Origin of the sequence: Paenibacillus alginolyticus DSM 5050 = NBRC 15375 (assembly GCF_000422905.1) — a bacterium.
Taxonomy (GTDB): Bacteria; Bacillota; Bacilli; order Paenibacillales; family NBRC-103111; genus Paenibacillus_E; species Paenibacillus_E alginolyticus.
Map to the genome: position 1 here is coordinate 21,754 of NZ_AUGY01000016.1, position 20,626 is coordinate 42,379.

The window sequence follows — 20,626 nt, forward strand, 5'->3', positions numbered from 1 at the left end:
TGATTCGCAAAAAAGGAAACGGCTGCAAGTTAATGAGAAGCTCCGCTACTCCTTCTCTGCTTTCAATTGCGATCTCATTCGCAGCCACTTAGGTGCCCACCAGTTCGCATCCCCAAGCAGTTTCATAAGGGCAGGAACGAGCATCACTCGAACGATAGTCGCATCGATCAGAACAGCGAGCCCTAGACCGAGCCCCAACGCCTTCATGATTTCAATATCTGTAAAAATAAAAGATCCTACAACTACAACTAAGATGAAAGCTGCACTTGTAATTAAGCTTCCCGTTTTCTTAAGTCCTTCAGCCGTACTCTTATCATTGTCTCCGCTTGCCTCATACTCCTCCATAATGCGAGAAATCAGGAATACTTCATAATCCATGGATATGCCAAACACGACACAAAAAATGATAACTGGCAGCGTTGCGCTGACATAGCCAATAGACGTTATATGCAGCAAATCAGCCAGGTAGCCATGCTGGAATACTAGCACAACAACACCGAGGCTCGCGCCAAGACTGAGCATATTCATTAATACAGCTTTGAGCGGAAGCAAAACGGACCTAAAGGCAAGCAATAAAACGATGTAGGTAATCCCCATCACAAAAGTTAATACTTTAGGTATCTCTTTCTGAATTCGATCTATAATATCCAGCCTATAGGCCGGTCCGCCTGTGACTGCAATACCAAGTCCATCCTTACTTAAGCTGCGAAGTTCTCGGACAAGGCTATCCGTCGAAGGATCATCGGTATCTTTCTCAGGCACCACAACCATCAGAGCTGTGTGATCTTTTGCCAATTTATTGCCTTCAATTTGTGCTTTGACACTTGAATCCCTTAGCATAGCTGCTAACTCAGCATCCGAATGTTGACCTAGGGAACTGATGAAACTCTGTACTTCTTTTACACCGGATACCCCTTTAACCTGCTCACTATAAGCCCGAAGCTGACGAATCGAACCCTCTTCCCATACTTCTCCTTCCGTATGAATAACAATTTGGATGGGACCCATCATCCGCGGATCATAGGCTGCCTTCAATAATTCCGAGCCATATCGGGACTCGTAGCTGGGAGGCAGCACTTCCGCATTCGGTACATTTAACTTGATATGACCCATAGGAGTCATGGTGTAGATTAGGGCACCGCCGACGATGACAACCAGCAGCACGGGCCGTTTCATTACAGCATAAGCGATTCGTTCCCAAAAACGGGACGTTTCTTGCTTGCGAAAGCGTTTAGGAACGACCTGAAGAGAGTTAATCCGTTCACCCAGTATACCGAGAAGCGAAAGCAGCATCGTATTCGCGACGATAACAGATATTGACACGACAATTACGCCGCCCAAACACAAGGAGCGAAAGAAGGTGAGGTCTACGAACAGCATGCCAAGCAGCCCAATCAGCACGGCTATACCAGAAAAAAAGATCGATTTCCCAGCCGTTTGACAAGTCATGGCCACTGCTTCAGCCACATTCTTCTGTACCTTGAGTTCCTCTCGAAAGCGACTGACTAGGAACAAGGCGTAATCAATGCCTACGGCAAGACCGAGCATCGTCACCATATTCGGGAGGAAGTTCGATAAGGATTGGTGCTGGGCGATAAAATAGGTTATCCCTAACGTAAGGGTAACGCTCATAAGCCCTACAATCATAGGCAATAGCGCCGCGACAAGAGTGCCAAACACGATTAATAAGACAATCAGTGCAATCGGTAAACCAATCGCTTCTGATTTGGCAATATCATGCTTACTCGCCTCCTGCATATCATGCAAAATAGCAGGTCCGCCAGTCACATATACTTTCATACCCGTTGGCGGATGCACGTGCTCTTTAAGCTCCGGATATTTCTCTAGAGCAGGGTCGGTATCTAGATTTAACGATACGGTAACGGCGAGTACATCCAAATGACCTTCGTTACGAGGTGTCCCGACAAATCTCACACTTTCCACATACGGCAGCTTCTTCAAATCGCTAAGCGAATCCATGACGGCTTGCTGATGGTCTTTGGCCGTCATATCGAGCCCTTCCCCTGTATAAACCAGGTTCAGCATCGTAAGTGGGACACCAAGCTCATCCCGCAGTTGAATGAAGCCGCGATCGGACTCACTGCCTTTAGGCGTAAAGCCGTTGTCTTTGAGCATTCCCGGTGTTTTCTGAGCAAAAATAGCAAAGCTGAGAAGCAGAAGTACGCCAATAACCAGCACGAGCCATCGGAAACGATGCATCGCATATCCCCATCTCCAAAACTTCCCTTTCACAGCTGATTCTCTCACACGCATCCCCCTAATTTGCAAAAAGAACCTGGAATCCCAGGTTCTTCATGCTTGTAATCTATATTTTATCTTAAAATATGGTTGGCATACTTTCATCCGGATCAAATTCGCCTACTTTAATTTCCCCAATTTCTGAAATTAATGTAGAAAGCTTCGTTGACAGGTCAATTTCGTACGGCTCCTTGAGCTCTTGACCGGATTGATCCTGCAGCACGCGAACGATCGGCCTATGAGGTACGGTTACGTTTAACTTGGATACAATGCCAAACTCCCCCGTATTCAATCGAACAGTTATGCCCAATGGGTAAATCGCAATTTTATCACGGAATAAAGCAATCTGACTTTGATCATACATCGTTCCAGAGCCCGTGAACAGTTGTTCCATCGCTTCATGCGGCAGTAAAGGTCTTCGATAGACTCTTGTTGTCGTCATAGCATCATAAGAATCCACTAATCCAACCCATTTGGCAAACTCATTGATATCTGTACCTTGAATCCCACGCGGATAGCCGCTTCCGTTAATTCGCTCATGGTGCTGAAGAGCACAATGCGCTGACAGAAGAGGAATGTTCGGTTCGTCTTTCAAAATGTTAAAACCGTATGTCGTATGATTCTTCATCTCTTTAAACTCTTGCTCTGTCAATTGCGAAGGCTTACGAAGAATACCCAGCGGTACTTTCGTCTTGCCAATATCGTGAAGTAGAGCGCCTAACCCGAGTGTTTCGAGGTTCTCACGACTGTATCCAAAGCTAATTCCCAGCATAATCGCATAAATACTTACATTCACAGAATGCTGAAATAAGTAATTATCTTTAACGTTCATATTATTGAGCATAACCATAGCCCCTTGATGAGCGCTTAGATCGTCAATAATCATTTTCATCACATCACGAAAATTACGTCCGATATCATAATAATTAACGGCACCGCGTTTGTTCGAATCTTCCATAACTTTCTTAAAGGTGTTACGGATTTCGAGAACAGCCTTGGATCTCGTTTCATCCTGAATAATATCCTCTTGAATGATGTCATTGGTGCGAGAATCTTGAATATATATGTAGTCGATTCCGTATGTAAAAAGTCGATCAATGAGTCTCTGTGAAAGCTCAACATTAACGGCCAGCAGGACCATACCATCGTCGTTGTAAATATTCTTGGCCAACCTCATTCCAGGATGACACATGTTGATCGGCATTAACAGCATTTCAGGACCCCCGAATAGGTGAGCGTTACTTTCTATCTAAATGTAATAGATTTCACAAAAAAGTTCAATAAAAAAAACCGCATCATTCGACGCGGTTCGATAAATGAAAGAGTGATTATTATTTTAAGAACATATAAAGTGCGAATAGGATGGCTACTGCAAATCGATAGTAGGCAAAATACGTTAACTTCATATTTTGAACAAGTTTGATGAAAGTAACAACCGCTAACAAAGCGACGATGAATGCAACGATAAAACCAACTACAAAGAAAGCTAAGTCATTCGAAGAGAGAGCGTGGTAGTTTTTGAGAAAGTAAACACCAGAAGCTCCAAACATAATTGGAATCGCCATGATAAACGTGAAGTCTGCAGAAGCAGCGCGGCTTACGCCGGACAGCATTCCACCTGCAATCGTCGATCCAGACCGGGAGAATCCTGGCCAAATGGATAGCAATTGCCACAAACCGATGAAGAATGCTTGACGATAAGACAAATCATCCAAAACTACAGCACTCGGCTGTTCCTTTTTCTTCTCTGCGATAATCAACAGGATACCGCCTAGAACAAGTCCAATCAGCACGGTTGTTGTGTTAAACAGCTTCTCATCGACGAAATTATGAAACATGACTCCAATGACACCAGCTGGTATGATACCGATAAGAATGTGCAGCAAGTTCAATTTCTTCCCCGTCTTACTCTCGCTTTTCCTTTTCACTAACCCGAATAAAGATAAAATTCGTTTCCAATAAATAAGGACGACGGCCATGATAGCGCCAAGTTGAATGACAAAATCAAAGGTTTTCATTACATCATCATTTTGTGTGTTTAATAGGCTTTGTGCTAAAATCATATGCCCCGTAGAAGAAACCGGTAAAAACTCGGTCAATCCCTCTACAATCCCGATAATGATCGCTTCAAAAATAGTATGCATGTTTTCCCCCTATGAATTGAGAGTTTATAGATGTACTCCTGTCCAATTATCTATTCTACCTGTAAGTTGGTGGATCTGACAACTATTTCGACAAAAGTTGTGGTTGTTCGACTTATTCTATACGCGCAGGAGGTCTTCTATCCGTAAATCTTTGGAAATGACTGCTTAGGATTGCGTCTTCATCCCGTAGCTCAGCAGCTAGTACATCACGGATAAATTCAGGCAGCATATACGTCACCTGTTTACCGCGACTGAGTGATAAATAACCTGAGCCGAATGTAAACATGTCAATTGTGCCAACGACATAGTCACGGCTAGGGTCTAAAGGCTCATCGCCTACGTTCACAGCGATGATTCGTTCGTAAGGTGCACGGGTGCTGTCGGTCATGACGGTTAATCCGTCGACACACAGCACACCCAGCACCTCGCCCCGGAAGCCGAAGCCGCGAATCGGCTTCTCCATGAACTCGCCAAGCAGCGACTCTTCGAGCGCTTGGAGCAGATCCGCCCCGCTGAGCAGCAGCCGGCAGGGATTGATCGGACCCGGGCAGATTTCCAGCAATCTGCCGCGTGTCAGGCGCCCCTCCTTCAGTCCCTGAAGGAGCTGGCCGCTATTGACCAGCCCGATCTCGGCGCTGGTCCAGCGGCGAATCCCTGCGGCAAGCAAGTTGCCGAGCGGGGATTCGCCGTACCAATCAAGGCGCAGCGGTTCCCGCAGCTGCGCCACCTCCTCATCCAGCGCCGCTGCGCTGGCGATGCGGTAGTGCTCCAGCAGCGTGGTCACGCTGCTGTCTTCTTCACTTGCGTCTGTCATGGGGACGACGCGGCCGTTTAATTCTACGATCCGGCGCTGCGCCGGATCATAGGCAAGTTCAATATGGCCGGCATACTGACCGAACTTGCCGGCCGCGCAAATATAGGTGCCGCTGAGCAGGAGCGGCTCCTCAAGCACATGATGCGTATGACCGCCGAGGATCACATCGATGCCTTCCAGCTCCTCAGCCATCCGTTGATCCGAACGCAATCCCAAGTGGGACATGACAATAATGATATCCACCCTTGGGCGCAGAAGCCTCGCATAGGTCTTTACAGCTTCGATTGGGTCCGTTACATGCCATCCAAGCAGTTCATAGTACGCTTGGTAAGCTGCTGTTACCCCAATGATTCCAATGGTGAGACCCGATTTCTTAATCGTGAGTGTAGAAAGCATCCAATCCGGCGTCTTATTCGTCGCCACTTCTACAATATTGCTGCCGATAATTGGGAATTTGGCATGCTCTTTCACAACCGTTCTTAACAATTCCGGTGTGAACGTTAGCCCTTCATTATTACCCATGACCATCGCTTCGTAGCCAGTCGCGTTCATAATTTCCAAGTTGGCAGAACCATTCGTGCCTTCCGTTTCAGGGCGCATCCGGTCCATATGATCGCCAATATCAAGTGTCAACACCTGATCAGCCGGCCACAGTCGACGTACGCGATCAAAGTACGCGCTAATTTGGGGCATCTGTTCAAAATGACTATGAATGTCATTCGTATGTAAAATAACAAGTCGTTGCAAGGGCTCAGACACACCGATCACCTCTTTTCGTTGTAAGCCAGATCCGAAGCATGTCTAATCTTATGCAGCAGAATCCCCTATCATTTCTTGAATTTCAGCTCATCAAGTGCCACTCTGTTTTTAAAGCCAAAAGTCGCTTCTTCTCCGAGCGCCTGATCATGAAGAAACCATATTTTCACAACACTTTTGACATTGAGACATTCACTGCTGCCATCAGGTACATAAAGGCGAATCGGATAACCTTTCTTGAGCGCCTGTCCATCTTGGGAGTATAAAAACAAGGCAGAATCTAATTGAGACCAAGGCATAAGTGCTTGAAACTCGTCTATCGCCTCCACTTTCACATGTGTAGGTTCTTCCGTATGCTCCCTATTACGGCTGCTCTTCCAGCTTCGATACCACTTCTTCAAATCAAAAGCTTCTCCCTGCACATTCGGTACACGCTCCTGAAGCGCTAACTGCTGCTCAGCAAGAGCAACCATTTCGGTTGTCGTGAATACTTCATTCTTTATATATAGGTCTGACACTTGTATGCGTAAATCAACTTCCATCCATACATTTCCCCTCTCCTAATTAAGCTCCATTTCTTATCCAAAAGGCTCTACCCATTATACCATTTTCATGTCAAAATATGATATGCTGTAAGGAATTCCACTAACTAAGCCATTAGGAGCAGAGCCATGAACGTACACATCCAACTCTTTGCAGGTCTGGTAGACCTATTCGGGACTTCCGTCCTAAAAATAGATATCGAGCAAGAATCCATTTCTATAGAGCAGCTCAAACAACAGATCACAGCAGCCTATCCGGAAGCATCTTCTCAACTGACGACCTGTTTTTTTGCTAAAAACCAAGCTTATGCGGGAGATCAGGAAATGGTCACAGCTGCAGATGAACTTGCACTAATTCCTCCTGTTTCGGGCGGACAACCTTCTATGTATGAAATCACCCATGATACGATTGATGCAGCCGAGGTAGCTTCTAAAGTCAATCTCCCTAACCACGGCGCTTCGCTCGCTTTCATCGGGACAACAAGAGAGATGACTTATGGACAGCGGACCGTCCTTTTGGAATATGAAGCTTACATACCGATGGCACTCAAAACCATGGAAACCATCGGTGAAGAGCTAGATAATCAATGGCCAGGCACGCTTTGTGCAATTACACACCGTTTGGGCAAGGTCGCTATTGCCGAAGCTAGCGTCGTTATTGCCGTTTCATCTCCGCATCGGGCCCATTGCTATGAAGCGAGTCGGTATGCGATTGAGCGCCTAAAGCAAATCGTACCTATTTGGAAAAAAGAAATATGGGAAGATGGTTCGGAGTGGAAAGGCAGCCAAACAGGTCCTTGGAACCCGCTCCAAACGCCACAATTCGAATAAATCAGACTGGAGATGACCCTTCTTGGACACACATTTACATACAGATCATAATGATGACGTTGATACACGCTATTCTAGACAAGTTCTGTTTTCCCCCATTGGCATAGAAGGACAGCGCAAGCTCGGGGGAAGTCGAGTTGCTATCGTAGGCATGGGTGCGTTAGGCACCGTTCTTGCCAACCATATGGTTCGCGCAGGGGTCGGTTACGTACGATTGATCGATCGTGATTTTGTCGATACTAGCAACCTCCAACGACAAATGCTCTACGATGAAGAGGATGCTGCTAGCACAACACCCAAGGCGATAGCAGCTGCAAAACGGTTACAACTTGTTAATTCACAAGTAACGATTGAGCCTCATGTAACCGATCTGAATTCCTTGAATGCTGAACAGTTGTTAAGTGATGTAGATTTAATTCTAGACGGTACCGATAACTTCTCGGTTCGCTTCCTAATTAACGATGTGAGTATCAAACTAGGGATTCCTTGGATTTATGGCGGTGCGGTCGCCTCTAGAGGAGTCTCTTTGACGATCATACCGGGTCAAACCCCCTGCCTTCGCTGCCTTTTCACACAAGCACCCGCAGCAGGTACGACTGAAACATGCGATACAGCTGGCGTTATTGGCGGGATCATTCATGTCGTAGCTTCCTTTCAAGCAACGGAAGCTCTTAAATTGCTTGTTGGCGCGAACGATCAGCTTAATCTCCGAATGCAGCAATGGGACTTATGGTTCAACCAGAACTCAGCAATTAGTGTAGCCGGCGCTCATAAATCAGACTGTCCCGCCTGTGCAATGAAACAGTACGATTACTTAGAAGTCGGTGTGGAAAGTGACACGATTCAATCCTTATGCGGTCGCAATTCCGTCCAGATTCATCCGGTAATCCCTTCCGACAAACCGCTTGAATACTGGGAAGAACGTTTAAAACCACTGGGTCCAGTTGACAAAAATCGCTTCCTTTTAAAATTCCAACCAGCTCCAGATTTGCAAATGATCATCTTTCCTGATGGCCGTGTTCTCATCCAAGGAACCGAAGATTTAATTCAGGCTAAAAGTCTTTACAGTCGATATATTGGGATGTAGTATAACTATATACCTACGGATTATAAGACTAGGAGAGGGGCTTCTATGCGTATACATGTGCTTCAACTTATTGTTGGTGATAAACTAATTTCAGATTCCTACAATATGGTAGGACTTCATCTTCTTTCATCAGGCACAGTTGTCGATGCGGGAGATATTTTGATGCTCAATCGCCACAATGTGGATTATGTCGATATACAGCCTAGAGGAAGTGAAGCCATTAACGTACTTGATGAGCCTACAGTCCGGCACGCAAATAACAAGCAATTACTCACTTTTAACGGTGCAATCTCCAGTATAAAAGATTTATTTTCGGTCGTCGAAAACGGTGGATCCATTCAAAATGAAACTATAGAATCCGCTTTCAATCCGATGATCCAAAGCTTTCAGGAGGAGAAAGACGTTGTTTCTTTACTGCTCTCTTTGAATAGCAAAGATGATTATACATACCAGCACAGTGTGCAAGTAGGCATGTTATCTTACTATATTGCCAAGTGGATGAAAAAAAGTGAGAAAGAAGCCCTACAAATTGGAAAAGCAGGCTATCTTCACGATATTGGCAAAAGCAAAATTCATTCGGACATTCTACATAAGCCCTCAAAACTAACCAATGATGAATACAGTGAAATTCAGAAACATACGATATACGGCTATGAAATCATCAAAAATTCTTTAAATGACAATACCCTTGCTCTCGTTGCTCTTGAGCACCATGAACGTATGGATGGTACAGGCTATCCTTTACGCAAAAAGAGTACAGAAATCCATTCGTACTCGCTGATCATTGCGGTTGCAGACGTTTATAGTGCTATGATCTGCAACCGAGTTTATCAGCAAAAACGTGATCTCCTGGTCGTACTGAAGGAACTGCACCGCATGAGTTTTGGCCAACTAGATCCGAAAATAACGCAAATATTTATCCGCAACATGATTCCTAATTTTATCGGTAAGAAAGTGTCACTCAGTGACGGACGCGTCGGAACGATCGTCATGACAAATCCAACTGATTTCTTCCGACCGCTTATTAACATTAATAATCAATTCTTTGATCTGTCACAGCTTGGCGACGTAGAAATAACGAAAATCGCGATCTAATTAAATAATAAGACTGCTGACCGCAATTGCGATTCCAATATAGACAGCTGCTAGCAGGGTGCCTACAGCTACATTCCCATCCTTTAGTTGATCAGATAGCTTCACACCAGGCGTGAGCCAATCAAAGATCCAATACGTAGCAACCAAACATACATACCCTACCGCGAACCATAAACTCATATGCCAAATCGATGAATTTGTGTAAGCTGCAATACATAAAACAATCGCCGTGGCTACAAATTTACCACCCATGGTGATGCCGACGGCTACATTGCCGTTGTTAATTTCTTCCATATCGCGGTAGGGTGTCATTAAACTAAACACATACATACCTGCGAATTGCAGCAGGACAATCACAAATAAACTAATGACAATATCCAAAACAATCATTCTGCCCACCCCCGAAACTTCGCCATGGATTGATCAAAATTGCTGTAATCATGTACTTCCTCCAGAACAACCTGTACTTCCTTCTTGTTTTTAAAGTTTACATAGCGTTCCTCAGGAATGGGCTGCTTCACTTTCTGACCTGTTGGTAGATCAGCTACCGCGAAATAGCGGAATTTGCCATCCTGCTCTGTTTTGTAAACCCCTATTAATTTCACATCCGTCTTAATTTCTATTTTTAACTCCCCTGCATCTTTTTCTGCTTCTTCTTTCGTTTTAAACGTCTTAATTGGCTTCCATTGCGAAAGTGTTACATCGTTCTTCCCTTGATTATCCGTTTTCATTGTTGCCTGCATATAGCTCAGCACCCACACTTGGTCCCCTGTAGCAAAATTCTGATCGTTTGAAATCCGTTCATTATTCGGCAGCAGAACCATATCGCCATCCAATAAATCCCCGACTTTTGCCTGCTGGACTTGATAATCCCAAGGTACTTCACCGTTCATACTGCTTGTGCTTGCTGGACTTCCCACTGTCGCCTTGCTCAGGACAGCTGGCTTCTTATTGAAAGCACTGCTAATGCCCCAAATGATAAGGATGCATACAACGAAGCCCGCGGCCATAAGCCAAAATCGTCCTTGTTTCAAGGTGCTTTCACTCCTATCGCTACAAATTGACTCGCATTTCCTGTAATCATCCCACCTGCTCTCCCTAACAACCCGCACGGTGTTCCATTGAGGACAAAGAGACCTGTTAATAAGTGTTTATTTCCATGATCAAAAGATAGCTCGGGCAAATCGGCTCGCTGCTGATAAACACGCTTGAAAAACACACTCGTATCAAAGCCAACTTCATCTTTGACCTCTAATTCCCCCTGTGTGTTATACAATTCCACAGAGCCGCCTTCTCTACCGAACATGGATTTGGATACGTAATCACCTGTAAGCTCGGGCGTCATATAGGTAGGCAGCATGTAGGTCCCTATTGCCTTATGCTCGTCAGAGGTGAACAATTCTGCGCCTTCCTCATGCAAGCCCCATATGACGGCTTGCAAGCCTTTTGACTGCAAGATGACCGCGTGTAATGGATTGAAAACATGGATGAATTGTTCTTCAATCGCATAAGATAAGGCCTCTCCTCCATCATCAATGCCCATCCATTCCTTCGGATATAGCGCGAACAATTTCGTGATGATCTGGTTTTCTCCAACCTTAACAACGCCTTCGTCAATCCATAAATCCAAACAGTCGACACAAGTCATATTTCTTCCGCTATGCGCTACAAGAGCATCAATCGTTCCTGTATCTTCAACATGCTTGCCATACGCGATGCAGGTCGCAAAGTCTGGCGCTTCGATCTCCCACGCTGAGCTGATTAGTTCTTTCATTGCATGGTTTGGTGATTCTATTCCCATTTGATCACATAACCAGGGGGTAGCGATCGCTGCTTCTACATATCCCGTAGGTGTATCTGCATTCAGCTCTAATAACTTAATTTCACCTTGCTGATTCACAGTAAAATCAAATCTGGCATATCGGCTAATAAAGCCTGCGGCACCAGGTTCGAGCCGATCTAACCCATCCCATAGCACTTCAGGAATAGACAAAAGCTCATATAACTCCCTTTTTCCATTCACATAACGAACCGTCTTATCAAACACGCGCCACAAAGCTCCAGCCGCATGGATAAGTTCATCGTATGCTTGTCGCTCCATGACCACAATTTGGTCAATCCAGTACGCTTCCTCCTCCATATCTGCCCATGTAAAACCAAGGCTCGCCAGCTGCAGCACCCTTTGATCTCTGTCGGCAGAAGGCATCCCTATGACTTCATATATCACAACAATTAACCTCCTGAGCTGGAGCTTGACGAAGAGCTGAAACCACTTGATTTACCGCCAATACTTCCGGAAGAGGTTGAGGTCGATTTGGAACTTGATGTTGTTCCGCCACTCGTACTGTTTGACGAAGACTTATTCGATGTAAAAGAGCCGGTTCCACTCGAGGTTGTTGGTGTCTTCGTTGTGGATCGATTCGAGAACGAACTCGGTTGATAGGTTTTCGTCACATACGGTGTATTGGAACGATAATAATAAGAGCGATGATTGCTTCCCCAACTACTCGATGAGTAAGGACTTACCGTATTAAAGATCAGATGGTACAACAGGAGATCATCCCAGCCAAAACCACCGCCGCCGGTTACCTGATTCACAATGATGGGGGTCGCACTTCCTCCTCCAGAGCCTGTTGAGCTTCCCCCTGCAGATGGCGTAGGAGATGGAGAAGGCGATGTCGTTTTAAGATCTGATAGCACGGGCACAGGCAAATTCCAGTCAACGGAAGGGTCATAATAGGCTTTGACGTCTTCTGAAGACCATTCAACCAGCTTTGATGCTCCTGCTCCCCCAGCACTCGGATTAGGAGACTCTTCGGCATGCGCTGATAGCAGCAGCATTTGACTAACGAGCATGATGCCTAAAGAGGTTGAAAGCACTTTGAGCGGTCGTTTCACTGCCTGTTCCCTCCCCCTTCTGAGCTTACCGTAACCAACAGAAGCTCAAAAATATTAAGATCTAAGTTCAATCTTCCTTCGATCATTTCATATTCCTTACCGCCAATAAGAACAAAATTAGCTACATTTAAGGCTTGTATGAGCTTTTCATCCCATGGACGTTCACTAATTTTTTGCAGTTGTCCGTCCGCTAATTTTTCGAAGAGCGTAATCGTCATCGATTCATCTTCCTCCATCCAAATCTTTATACTAGATAAAACGCACGAGGTGACCATTTGTTTCAATTTAGCGAAAATAAAAAAGTCTATCCAAAGGATAGACTTTATAGCATTAATATGCAATGCGTCTTGCTCGTAGGAACGTTGATTTCCAATACGGTTTATCAATGTTACTGATCTGGACGCCATCCTTTGGCGCAGGCGAAGAATGCAGCATTTGCATGTTACCTATATAAATACCTACGTGCCCAATTGTTTTATTAGTTTTGAATCGACCTGGTACATAGAAAAACATCAAATCACCTTTGCGCAATGAGTTCCGGCTAACCAACTGTCCTTGCAAGCCTTGTTGACGTGCAAGCCTTGGCAGCTTTACGCCATATTTTCCAAATACATATTGAGTAAACGTCGAGCAATCAAATTTTCCTGTTTGCGGATAAGGTCCTGTACCGAATAGATATTTCACACCTAAATATTGCTTGCCTTTGTTAATCACTGCATTCATATCAATGTTCTTAAGAACTGGAATTACTTCTTCATGACTAGTGGAAGCCCACACCTCAAGGTCACCCTCATCTTGTGGCATAGATGCCGGGTTAGCTCCCGTACCTTCACCTTTGAAAGGATCCGTTGGATCATCGCCAAACTTAAGCTCCGCTGTGTTACCGCGGGGGTCAGTGTCATCTTCACGCTCAATTGGAGCAGCCGGAGCTGCATGAATCAACAATTGGCCATTCTGTACTTCATATGACATATCTTCTTGAAACAAATCTGCCAAAGCGGAGACTGGCAAGTAAGCCGAATCACCTTCCTTGATAAAGGGTTGGCTAACTCGGATTTCTGCACCATCCTTCATGGCTTTCGTCGAATTCATCGTCACTTCGAAGTTCGCGTCATTATCGCCAATTAACAGCTTCTGATTTCCTGCTTCCCAGTTTGACTGGAACTTTAGGGTTTGGATGAGTTCACGTGCAGCTACATAATTTACATTGTTAATCACTTTAATCGGTACAACAGCGTCATCATTACCTAATTTCGTTCCTTGTCCTGCTTGTGACAAACTTTGAGACTGCATATTGCCTGTACCTGACTGTGCGGTAGGATTCTGCGTTGGTGCTGCATTATTGGGGCTGACATTTCCCCTCCCACAAGCGGTTGTAGTTGCCATCATGACTACTATGCTGCCAATTGCTGCTACCTTCAGCCTTTTCCACATCGCTTCTACTCTCCTTTAAGGACACATAATTATCCTCTATAGAGTGAGATAAGCGGCTTGCAAATATGCATAAAAGGTTATCTGGACGGCTTGGATCATCTTGGAAGCATTAGATGAAATGGTACGCTACCAATCTCATACCGAGGAAGGGAGAGAAGAAGGTAATCCCATCCCATTTGTCGAATATGGGAATATATTGAATGAAGGAGTGATCGAGATGGCAGGTTTTTTGAATGGACTTTTAGGCAATTTTTCAGAGGTTTCCGTAGATGAGCTTACAAGGCAATATGGCGTCTATCTCATGCCAAGTGAGAAGGTGACAACAGGATTCAAACTAGTTCGAGATACATTTATCGTGACGGATGAAAGAATCATTCTGATCGACCATCAAGGTGTTACCGGTAAGAAAACAAGGATCGCTTCCATTGATCTTGACTCCATCTATGATGTCACGATGGAAACAGCCGGCACAGGCTTCGATGATAGTGAATTAACGATCCATTACATCACATCTCCTTATTACAAAGCCAACAATGCCGTGACAACTGCCTATAAATTTGAGTTCGGAAAAAAATTCAACCTACAACCTTTCTATGTTGCTATTCTGACTCTAGCAACACAGAATCGCAAACGTATTAACGCTTAATCCGAGAGACTAACATTCACTAAAAAAAGCGTGCCCGAGTAATTCGGGCACGCTTTTTTGTACATATAGATTAACCGATAGAACCTTCCATCTCAAATTTAATGAGACGATTCATTTCAACGGCATATTCCATTGGAAGTTCTTTCGTGAACGGCTCGATGAAGCCCATAACGATCATTTGCGTTGCTTCAGCCTCAGTAAGGCCGCGGCTCATGAGGTAGAACAATTGGTCCTCAGAAACCTTGGATACTGTTGCTTCGTGCTCAAGCGTAATGTTGTCATTCATGATTTCGTTATAAGGAATCGTATCTGACGTTGACTCGTTATCGAGAATCAAGGTATCACATTTGATATTCGCTTTGGAACCTTGGGAGTTGCGCCCGAAGGAAGCTAGACCACGGTACGTTACTTTACCGCCGTGTTTGGAGATCGATTTGGATACGATCGTCGAAGTTGTATCAGGCGCCAGATGCGTCATTTTCGCGCCAGCGTCTTGGTGTTGCCCTTTACCAGCTACAGCGATGGAAAGAACCATCCCTTTAGCGCCGCGGCCTTTCAGCACAACAGCTGGGTACTTCATCGTCAGCTTGGAACCAATGTTACCATCGACCCATTCCATTGTAGCGCCTTCTTCTGCAACCGCTCGTTTGGTAACGAGGTTGTAGATGTTAGGTGCCCAGTTCTGAATCGTTGTGTAACGTGCACGGGAGTTCTTGAGACATACGATTTCAACTACCGCACTATGAAGGGAGTTTGTGCTGTAGATAGGAGCTGTACAGCCCTCTACGTAGTGTACAAAGCTTTCTTCATCGGTAATGATCAATGTACGCTCGAATTGCCCCATGTTCTCGGAGTTAATTCGGAAGTACGCTTGTAATGGCACTTCACATTTTACGCCTTTAGGGACATAAATGAAGGAACCACCGGACCATACAGCACTGTTCAATGCCGCGAATTTATTGTCGCTCGGCGGAATAATAGTTCCGAAATATTGTCTGAATAGCTCTGGGTACTCACGAAGCGCCGTATCGGTATCTGTAAAGATAACGCCTTGGTCTTCGAGCTCCTTTTGCATGCTGTGGTAAACAACTTCAGATTCATACTGAGCCGATACACCAGCTAAGAATTTTTGTTCCGCTTCAGGAATACCGAGCTTGTCGAATGTTTCTTTAATTTCTGTAGGAACTTCTTCCCACGTTTTGCCTTGCTTCTCAGACGGTCTTACATAGTACTGGATATCATCGAAATCTAGATCATCCATGTTTCCGCCCCAACGCGGCATTGGCATTTTGAAAAATTGTTCCAGGGATTTCAGACGAAACTCTAACATCCAGTCTGGTTCGCCTTTAATTCTGGAGATTTCTTCAACGATTTCACGAGTTAAGCCTTTACCCGATTGAAAAATCGATTTGTGCTCATCTCTAAAACCATATTTATAATCCTCGAGATCTGGCATTTGTTTAGCCATGGTTGATTCCTCCTTAGAATTTTTGTGCTGCAAAAACTGCTATTCAATCTATGCATCGCTTTTGCGTTAGTTATCGTTTTTTTGGGAATGTTCAATCCCTTTGCGAAGTGCGTTCCATGCCAGGGTTGCACATTTAATTCGTGCTGGGAATTTATTTACTCCAGATAACGCCTCAATATCTTCATATTCAAATTCGACAGGTTCACCCTTCATCAAGCCAGAAAAACCATCAGCCATCTTCAGAGCCTCTTCGATGGTCTTACCTTTGACCGCATCCGTCATCATCGATGCGGAGGATAAGCTAATCGAACAGCCTTCACCTGTGAATTTAGCCATCTTCACGATACCATCTTCTACTTGCATTTGCAGGGATATCTTATCGCCACAGGTCGGGTTATTAAGATCAATGGTAACTGCTTCGCCAGACTCAAACTTCCCACGGTTGCGCGGTGTTTTATAGTGATCCATAATCACTCTACGGTATAAATCATCCAATTGCATGGCCGAAGTACTCCTTTGTTTTTTGTAAGGCCATCACAAGACGGTCAATATCTGCTTCTGTATTGTACAGATAGAAGCTGGCACGAGCCGTACTGCTTACTTCCAACCATCTCATTAATGGCTGAGCACAGTGGTGACCGGCGCGTATAGCAATCCCTTCCGCATCCAGAACGGTTGCCACATCATGAGGATGCACATCGCCTAGATTAAACGTTACGAGTCCAGCACGGTTCGCAGTAGGGCCATAGACAACCAGATCTTCAATCTGGGTCATACGCTCCATTGCATAATTCGTGAGCTGAATATCGTGTTTATAAATATTGTCCATACCGACTTCTTGAAGAAAATCGATGGCCGCGCCGAGGCCAACAGCTCCTGCGATGATGGGTGTTCCACCTTCAAACTTCCAAGGCAGTTCCTTCCATGTTGACTCATAGAGATCCACATGATCAATCATCTCGCCGCCAAACTCAACGGGCTCCATATTCTCCAGCAAGGCCTTCTTTCCATACAATGCCCCGATTCCGGTAGGGCCACACATCTTGTGACCGGAAAGCGCGTAGAAATCGCAATCCAGATCTTGTACATCCACTTTCATATGCGGTGTACTTTGTGCGCCGTCGACCATCATCTTCGCACCATGTTTATGGGCGATTTGGGCGATTTCTTTGATCGGATTAACGACACCAAGAACGTTGGATACATACACAACCGAAACGATTTTCGTACGATCGGTTATCGTGTTTTCAACGTCAGTAAGCGAAATCGAACCGTCAGGCTGTAAAGGAATATATTTTAAAGTAGCACCTGTTGCCTTAGCAGCTTGCTGCCATGGAATCAGGTTACTGTGATGCTCCATCGGTGTAAGGACGATTTCATCGCCTTCACGCAAGACAGATTTCGCATAACTGCTTGCTACAATATTGATTGCTGTTGTCGTTCCTCTTGTGAAAATGATTTCCTGCTCACTGGATGCACCAATGAACTTAGCCACTTTGGCTCTGGCTCCTTCGTATGCATCCGTTGCACGGGAACCTAGGGTATGAACCCCGCGGTGAACGTTCGCATTGTCCCACTCATAGTAGTGCTTCAGTGCTTCAATCACCTGAATAGGCTTTTGGGAAGTAGCAGCACTGTCCAAATACACCAGAGGATGACCGTTCACTTCTTGCTTCAGAATGGGAAAAAGTTCACGTATCTCCGAGGTAATCATTGTCCCAGCTTCCTCTCCACTAAGCTTTGCAGCTGTTCTTCAACGCTTTTAATCGGAATTTCGGAGACGACTGGCGCCAAGAATCCATAAATAATTAAGCGCTGAGCTTCTTCCTTCGTAATCCCACGAGACATTAGGTAGTGAACCTGCTCTGCATTCACTTGACCAACACTCGCTGCATGACCAGCTTTAACATCATCCTCATCAATAAGAAGAATCGGATTTGCGTCGCCGCGCGCTTTCGGGCTGAGCATAAGTACTTTCTCTGTTTGTTGACCGTTACAGCCTGTTGCGCCTTTTTCAATCTTCGTAATCCCGTTGATGATCGCTGTTGAGCCATCTCTCATTACAGCACGAGTAATCATGTCGCTTGTCGAAGCTTTGCCCCAATGAACAGCGCGTGTTGTCAGGTTCAACTTCTGCTCCTGAGTTCCTACACAGATCACTTTCGCATCGGAGTCGGAACCTTTGCCTTTGAGGATCGATGTTGTATCCGAAAGTGTGTTGCCGTAGTTCATTTCACCAACGACCCACTGAATGCTCGCATCGTTATCGATGATTGCACGGCGGTAAGTCAAGTCCGTAACGGATTCTTCCAAGTTATGAACGGATGCATAGTTAACGCGCGCACCTGGCTTTACGAATACTTCAACGATTCCGTTTTGTACCATCGGAACACTTGATACGGCAGATACATAATTATCTACATAAGTTACTGAACTAAACTGTTCAGCAATAATCAAGACATGCGGTGCAAAAGTCGCTTCAGCATCATCAGTTACAAATAACGCTTGCAGTGGAAGGTCCACACGAACGTTTTTCGGTACATAAAGGAAAATACCACCGTTCCATAATGCAGCATGCAAAGCTGTTAATTGATTTTCATTAGCTTCTACAGCTTTCATGAAGTATGGCTTCACCAAATCCGCATGCTCGCGAATGGCTGTTTCCAAATCGGTGAAAATAACGCCTTGTTGTTTCAATTCCGCCGAAACTTGGTTGAACACGATACCGGAGTTGCGTTGTACGATCAAGTTTTCGGAATTGGCTAATCCTTTAGCAACCTCAGGTAACGCATCCAGTGATGTCAAAGGGGCTTGCGATTTATAGGAACCATAGGAGGAGATGCTCCAACGGTCAATTCTCGTCTTTTCTAGCGCAGGTAATTCCAAAGAATTCGCTAACGCTAACCCTTCTGTACGAAGGGCAGTCACCCACTCCGGCTCTTGTTTGCTGCGGGAGAGCTCGATGACAGCATTAGTATCTATGGAAAGTGTTGTTTGACTACTCATGGTTTCCTCCATTTATAGGGATCTTTGACCCTTAGATCAAAGTCTCTCCTCTCTTTAGTACTTCGGTCCAGGCGTGTTCATTGGAACTTTGAACTCTTCCGTGTCTTGACCAACTGTTTCATCAACGATGCCGAGTTCTTCTTTGATCCAATCGTAACCTTCCGCTTCCAGACGCTCTGCAAGCTCAGGACCACCGGATTTCACGATACGACCTTGCATCATAACATGTACAAAATCAGGCTTAACATAGTTCAGCAAACGTTGGTAATGCGTAATGATCAAGAAGCCGCGGTCTTCGCTGCGCATAGCATTAACACCTTCAGCTACGATGCGCAATGCATCGATGTCAAGACCGGAGTCAATTTCGTCCAAAATAACGAATTTAGGCTCAAGCAAAAGCATTTGAAGAATTTCGTTACGTTTCTTCTCACCGCCGGAGAAGCCTTCGTTCAGGTAACGGTGCATGAACTCTGGGTTCATTTCTAGCTGCTTCATCTTTGCTTCCATTTGACGAATGAACTTGATCAACGAGATTTCGTTGCCTTCGCCGCGACGAACGTTCATTGCGCTGCGCAAGAAGTCAGCGTTCGTTACGCCTGTGATTTCGCTTGGATATTGCATAGCCAAGAACAAACCAGCGCGTGCTCTCTCATCAACAGCCATTTCAAGAACATCTTCACCATCTAAGGTTACAGAACCCTCAGTTACTTCATATTTCGGGTGCCCCATCAGAGCAGAAGCCAAAGTACTTTTACCTGTCCCGTTTGGTCCCATGATGGCATGAATTTCTCCGCCTTTGATTTCCAGGCTAAGACCCTTCAAAATTTCCTTTCCTTCGACGTTCGCTTTTAGACCGTCTATTGTAAATGTTGATGAATTCGCCATTTCTTAAGCCTCCATAATGTGTTGGAATGTACAAGCTAAACGACAACCATTTCAAATGATTATCATTGATTCTCATTAGAATAATTCTATTATAACTTACTATGTTAAATCAAGAAAGGGCAATTGCATGAAAAAGAAGGTCATTTTCTGAAAATGCTACCTTTTAATTACACCAAAGTATGCTTAATTTCAGCAACCCTCGCTGCAAACTCCTCATTACTCAAGACGGGAACCATGAAAGACTCTTCTGGCATGTCCACCCCAAGCTCAATCCATGATTTGCAGCCTATATAGACTTGTTCGATCGGAATTTGCAAGGGTTGTACCAATGTATATACCCTTAACAGCATAATATGAAGCGGATTTTTGCGTTTCCACTTTAATCTTTCTTCCGTGAAATTTTCCGTCCAAATGTGAAAAGGATACAGTTTATTCAACTGATCTTGATCACTGACCTCCATATCTTCAACCATTCGAGCAAAGCTGTTAATCGTTACGTGTGTATCCGCTGCACTCCAGCCTACAAGGGAATCATCGATAACCCCGCGATAATCTTCCTTCAATAATTCTTTTCGCTGATGTTCATATGTTGGATAGAGAAAGAAATCTGCGGATTCCACTTGAAAATCTTTTGTTTCCTCAACAATTCCTCCCTTGCGCATAATAAAAATTTGCGTTCCATCTTCCAGTGCTTTAACAGCCGATGCCCATTCTTTCAGGGCCTTTGGTTTCCCCATGACGCAAACACCTCGTTCTCCTCA

The 20,626-nt window shown here is 44.9% G+C and carries 21 protein-coding genes; 4 read left to right on the forward strand and 17 right to left on the reverse strand.

Annotated elements, in window-relative coordinates; translation table 11 throughout:
• Positions 1-45: 45 nt before the first annotated feature.
• The 5 genes from G519_RS0108905 to G519_RS0108925 all read right to left on the reverse strand — a co-directional run bounded on the left by G519_RS0108905 (position 46) and on the right by G519_RS0108925 (position 6,515).
• Complete coding sequence (locus tag G519_RS0108905; protein ID WP_127527836.1) at positions 46-2,274, reverse strand: MMPL family transporter; 2,229 nt, start codon at positions 2,272-2,274, stop codon at positions 46-48.
• Positions 2,275-2,338: 64 nt separating this feature from the next.
• Complete coding sequence (locus G519_RS42350; protein ID WP_051253269.1) at positions 2,339-3,472, reverse strand: HD-GYP domain-containing protein; 1,134 nt, start codon at positions 3,470-3,472, stop codon at positions 2,339-2,341.
• A gap of 118 nt (positions 3,473-3,590) precedes the next feature.
• Positions 3,591-4,403 (reverse strand): undecaprenyl-diphosphate phosphatase, encoded by an 813-nt coding sequence (locus tag G519_RS0108915; RefSeq protein ID WP_029194379.1) that lies wholly within the window; start codon positions 4,401-4,403, stop codon positions 3,591-3,593.
• 112 nt (positions 4,404-4,515) lie between these two features.
• Positions 4,516-5,976: a bifunctional metallophosphatase/5'-nucleotidase gene (locus G519_RS0108920; protein WP_029194380.1), complete on the reverse strand. Its 1,461-nt coding sequence runs from the start codon at positions 5,974-5,976 to the stop codon at positions 4,516-4,518.
• A 68-nt stretch (positions 5,977-6,044) separates the two neighbouring features.
• Complete coding sequence (locus G519_RS0108925) at positions 6,045-6,515, reverse strand: molybdopterin-binding protein (RefSeq protein ID WP_029194381.1); 471 nt, start codon at positions 6,513-6,515, stop codon at positions 6,045-6,047.
• A gap of 129 nt (positions 6,516-6,644) precedes the next feature.
• Here G519_RS0108925 and G519_RS52940 point away from each other — a divergent pair, with 129 nt between their 5' ends.
• From G519_RS52940 to G519_RS0108940, 3 genes are read left to right on the forward strand one after another with little or no spacing between them, the layout of a single operon-like run.
• The gene (locus G519_RS52940) at positions 6,645-7,346 is read left to right on the forward strand and encodes a molybdenum cofactor biosynthesis protein MoaE (protein ID WP_029194382.1); all 702 of its coding nucleotides are present in this window, start codon (positions 6,645-6,647) and stop codon (positions 7,344-7,346) included.
• A 22-nt stretch (positions 7,347-7,368) separates the two neighbouring features.
• The gene (locus G519_RS0108935; protein WP_051253271.1) at positions 7,369-8,433 is read left to right on the forward strand and encodes a ThiF family adenylyltransferase; all 1,065 of its coding nucleotides are present in this window, start codon (positions 7,369-7,371) and stop codon (positions 8,431-8,433) included.
• A gap of 45 nt (positions 8,434-8,478) precedes the next feature.
• Entirely contained in the window at positions 8,479-9,528 is a 1,050-nt protein-coding gene (locus G519_RS0108940) for an HD-GYP domain-containing protein (RefSeq protein WP_029194384.1), read from the forward strand.
• On the opposite strand, the gene G519_RS0108945 is transcribed toward G519_RS0108940, so the two are convergent.
• The 6 genes from G519_RS0108945 to G519_RS42360 form a co-directional block, all read right to left on the reverse strand.
• The gene (locus tag G519_RS0108945; protein ID WP_029194385.1) at positions 9,529-9,918 is read right to left on the reverse strand and encodes a DUF350 domain-containing protein; all 390 of its coding nucleotides are present in this window, start codon (positions 9,916-9,918) and stop codon (positions 9,529-9,531) included.
• Complete coding sequence (locus G519_RS0108950) at positions 9,915-10,562, reverse strand: hypothetical protein (RefSeq protein ID WP_051253272.1); 648 nt, start codon at positions 10,560-10,562, stop codon at positions 9,915-9,917. The genes G519_RS0108945 and G519_RS0108950 overlap by 4 nt, the downstream gene beginning before the upstream one ends.
• On the reverse strand, positions 10,559-11,734 hold the full coding sequence (locus G519_RS0108955) for a glutathionylspermidine synthase family protein (protein WP_036632480.1): 1,176 nt from the start codon (positions 11,732-11,734) through the stop codon (positions 10,559-10,561). Before G519_RS0108955 ends, G519_RS0108950 begins: the two co-directional genes overlap by 4 nt.
• A gap of 26 nt (positions 11,735-11,760) precedes the next feature.
• Positions 11,761-12,426 (reverse strand): hypothetical protein, encoded by a 666-nt coding sequence (locus tag G519_RS42355; RefSeq protein WP_036632460.1) that lies wholly within the window; start codon positions 12,424-12,426, stop codon positions 11,761-11,763.
• Positions 12,423-12,644: a hypothetical protein gene (locus G519_RS0108965; RefSeq protein WP_029194388.1), complete on the reverse strand. Its 222-nt coding sequence runs from the start codon at positions 12,642-12,644 to the stop codon at positions 12,423-12,425. Before G519_RS0108965 ends, G519_RS42355 begins: the two co-directional genes overlap by 4 nt.
• Positions 12,645-12,756: 112 nt before the next feature.
• Positions 12,757-13,860, reverse strand: a complete 1,104-nt coding sequence (locus tag G519_RS42360) for a C40 family peptidase (protein ID WP_036632462.1) — start codon at positions 13,858-13,860, stop codon at positions 12,757-12,759.
• A gap of 100 nt (positions 13,861-13,960) precedes the next feature.
• On the opposite strand from G519_RS42360, the gene G519_RS0108975 reads away from it, so the two are divergent.
• Complete coding sequence (locus G519_RS0108975) at positions 13,961-14,506, forward strand: PH domain-containing protein (RefSeq protein WP_244280067.1); 546 nt, start codon at positions 13,961-13,963, stop codon at positions 14,504-14,506.
• Between the two features lie 70 nt (positions 14,507-14,576).
• On the opposite strand, the gene sufB is transcribed toward G519_RS0108975, so the two are convergent.
• The 6 genes from sufB to G519_RS0109005 all read right to left on the reverse strand — a co-directional run bounded on the left by sufB (position 14,577) and on the right by G519_RS0109005 (position 20,602).
• The gene (gene sufB, locus G519_RS0108980; RefSeq protein ID WP_029194390.1) at positions 14,577-15,974 is read right to left on the reverse strand and encodes a Fe-S cluster assembly protein SufB; all 1,398 of its coding nucleotides are present in this window, start codon (positions 15,972-15,974) and stop codon (positions 14,577-14,579) included.
• Positions 15,975-16,040: 66 nt separating this feature from the next.
• Positions 16,041-16,475: a Fe-S cluster assembly sulfur transfer protein SufU gene (sufU, locus tag G519_RS0108985; protein WP_029194391.1), complete on the reverse strand. Its 435-nt coding sequence runs from the start codon at positions 16,473-16,475 to the stop codon at positions 16,041-16,043.
• On the reverse strand, positions 16,462-17,688 hold the full coding sequence (locus tag G519_RS0108990; protein ID WP_029194392.1) for a cysteine desulfurase: 1,227 nt from the start codon (positions 17,686-17,688) through the stop codon (positions 16,462-16,464). Before G519_RS0108990 ends, sufU begins: the two co-directional genes overlap by 14 nt.
• Entirely contained in the window at positions 17,685-18,980 is a 1,296-nt protein-coding gene (gene sufD / locus G519_RS0108995) for a Fe-S cluster assembly protein SufD (RefSeq protein ID WP_029194393.1), read from the reverse strand. Before sufD ends, G519_RS0108990 begins: the two co-directional genes overlap by 4 nt.
• Positions 18,981-19,034: 54 nt before the next feature.
• The gene (gene sufC, locus G519_RS0109000) at positions 19,035-19,865 is read right to left on the reverse strand and encodes a Fe-S cluster assembly ATPase SufC (protein ID WP_029194394.1); all 831 of its coding nucleotides are present in this window, start codon (positions 19,863-19,865) and stop codon (positions 19,035-19,037) included.
• Between the two features lie 167 nt (positions 19,866-20,032).
• On the reverse strand, positions 20,033-20,602 hold the full coding sequence (locus G519_RS0109005; RefSeq protein WP_029194395.1) for a DUF1802 family protein: 570 nt from the start codon (positions 20,600-20,602) through the stop codon (positions 20,033-20,035).
• Between the last annotated feature and the right edge of the window lie 24 nt (positions 20,603-20,626).

Bases quoted from the DNA above. Each gene is read 5' to 3' on its own strand.
- G519_RS0108905 (WP_127527836.1), bottom strand. From the start codon at position 2,274: ATGCGTGTGAGAGAATCAGCTGTGAAAGGGAAGTTTTGGAGATGGGGA.
- G519_RS42350 (WP_051253269.1), bottom strand. From the start codon at position 3,472: ATGCTGTTAATGCCGATCAACATGTGTCATCCTGGAATGAGGTTGGCC.
- G519_RS0108915 (WP_029194379.1), bottom strand. From the start codon at position 4,403: ATGCATACTATTTTTGAAGCGATCATTATCGGGATTGTAGAGGGATTG.
- G519_RS0108925 (WP_029194381.1), bottom strand. From the start codon at position 6,515: ATGGAAGTTGATTTACGCATACAAGTGTCAGACCTATATATAAAGAAT.
- G519_RS52940 (WP_029194382.1), top strand. From the start codon at position 6,645: ATGAACGTACACATCCAACTCTTTGCAGGTCTGGTAGACCTATTCGGG.
- G519_RS0108940 (WP_029194384.1), top strand. From the start codon at position 8,479: ATGCGTATACATGTGCTTCAACTTATTGTTGGTGATAAACTAATTTCA.
- G519_RS0108945 (WP_029194385.1), bottom strand. From the start codon at position 9,918: ATGATTGTTTTGGATATTGTCATTAGTTTATTTGTGATTGTCCTGCTG.
- G519_RS0108955 (WP_036632480.1), bottom strand. From the start codon at position 11,734: ATGCCTTCTGCCGACAGAGATCAAAGGGTGCTGCAGCTGGCGAGCCTT.
- G519_RS0108965 (WP_029194388.1), bottom strand. From the start codon at position 12,644: ATGACGATTACGCTCTTCGAAAAATTAGCGGACGGACAACTGCAAAAA.
- G519_RS42360 (WP_036632462.1), bottom strand. From the start codon at position 13,860: ATGTGGAAAAGGCTGAAGGTAGCAGCAATTGGCAGCATAGTAGTCATG.
- sufB (WP_029194390.1), bottom strand. From the start codon at position 15,974: ATGGCTAAACAAATGCCAGATCTCGAGGATTATAAATATGGTTTTAGA.
- sufU (WP_029194391.1), bottom strand. From the start codon at position 16,475: ATGCAATTGGATGATTTATACCGTAGAGTGATTATGGATCACTATAAA.
- G519_RS0108990 (WP_029194392.1), bottom strand. From the start codon at position 17,688: ATGATTACCTCGGAGATACGTGAACTTTTTCCCATTCTGAAGCAAGAA.
- sufD (WP_029194393.1), bottom strand. From the start codon at position 18,980: ATGAGTAGTCAAACAACACTTTCCATAGATACTAATGCTGTCATCGAG.
- sufC (WP_029194394.1), bottom strand. From the start codon at position 19,865: ATGGCGAATTCATCAACATTTACAATAGACGGTCTAAAAGCGAACGTC.
- G519_RS0109005 (WP_029194395.1), bottom strand. From the start codon at position 20,602: ATGGGGAAACCAAAGGCCCTGAAAGAATGGGCATCGGCTGTTAAAGCA.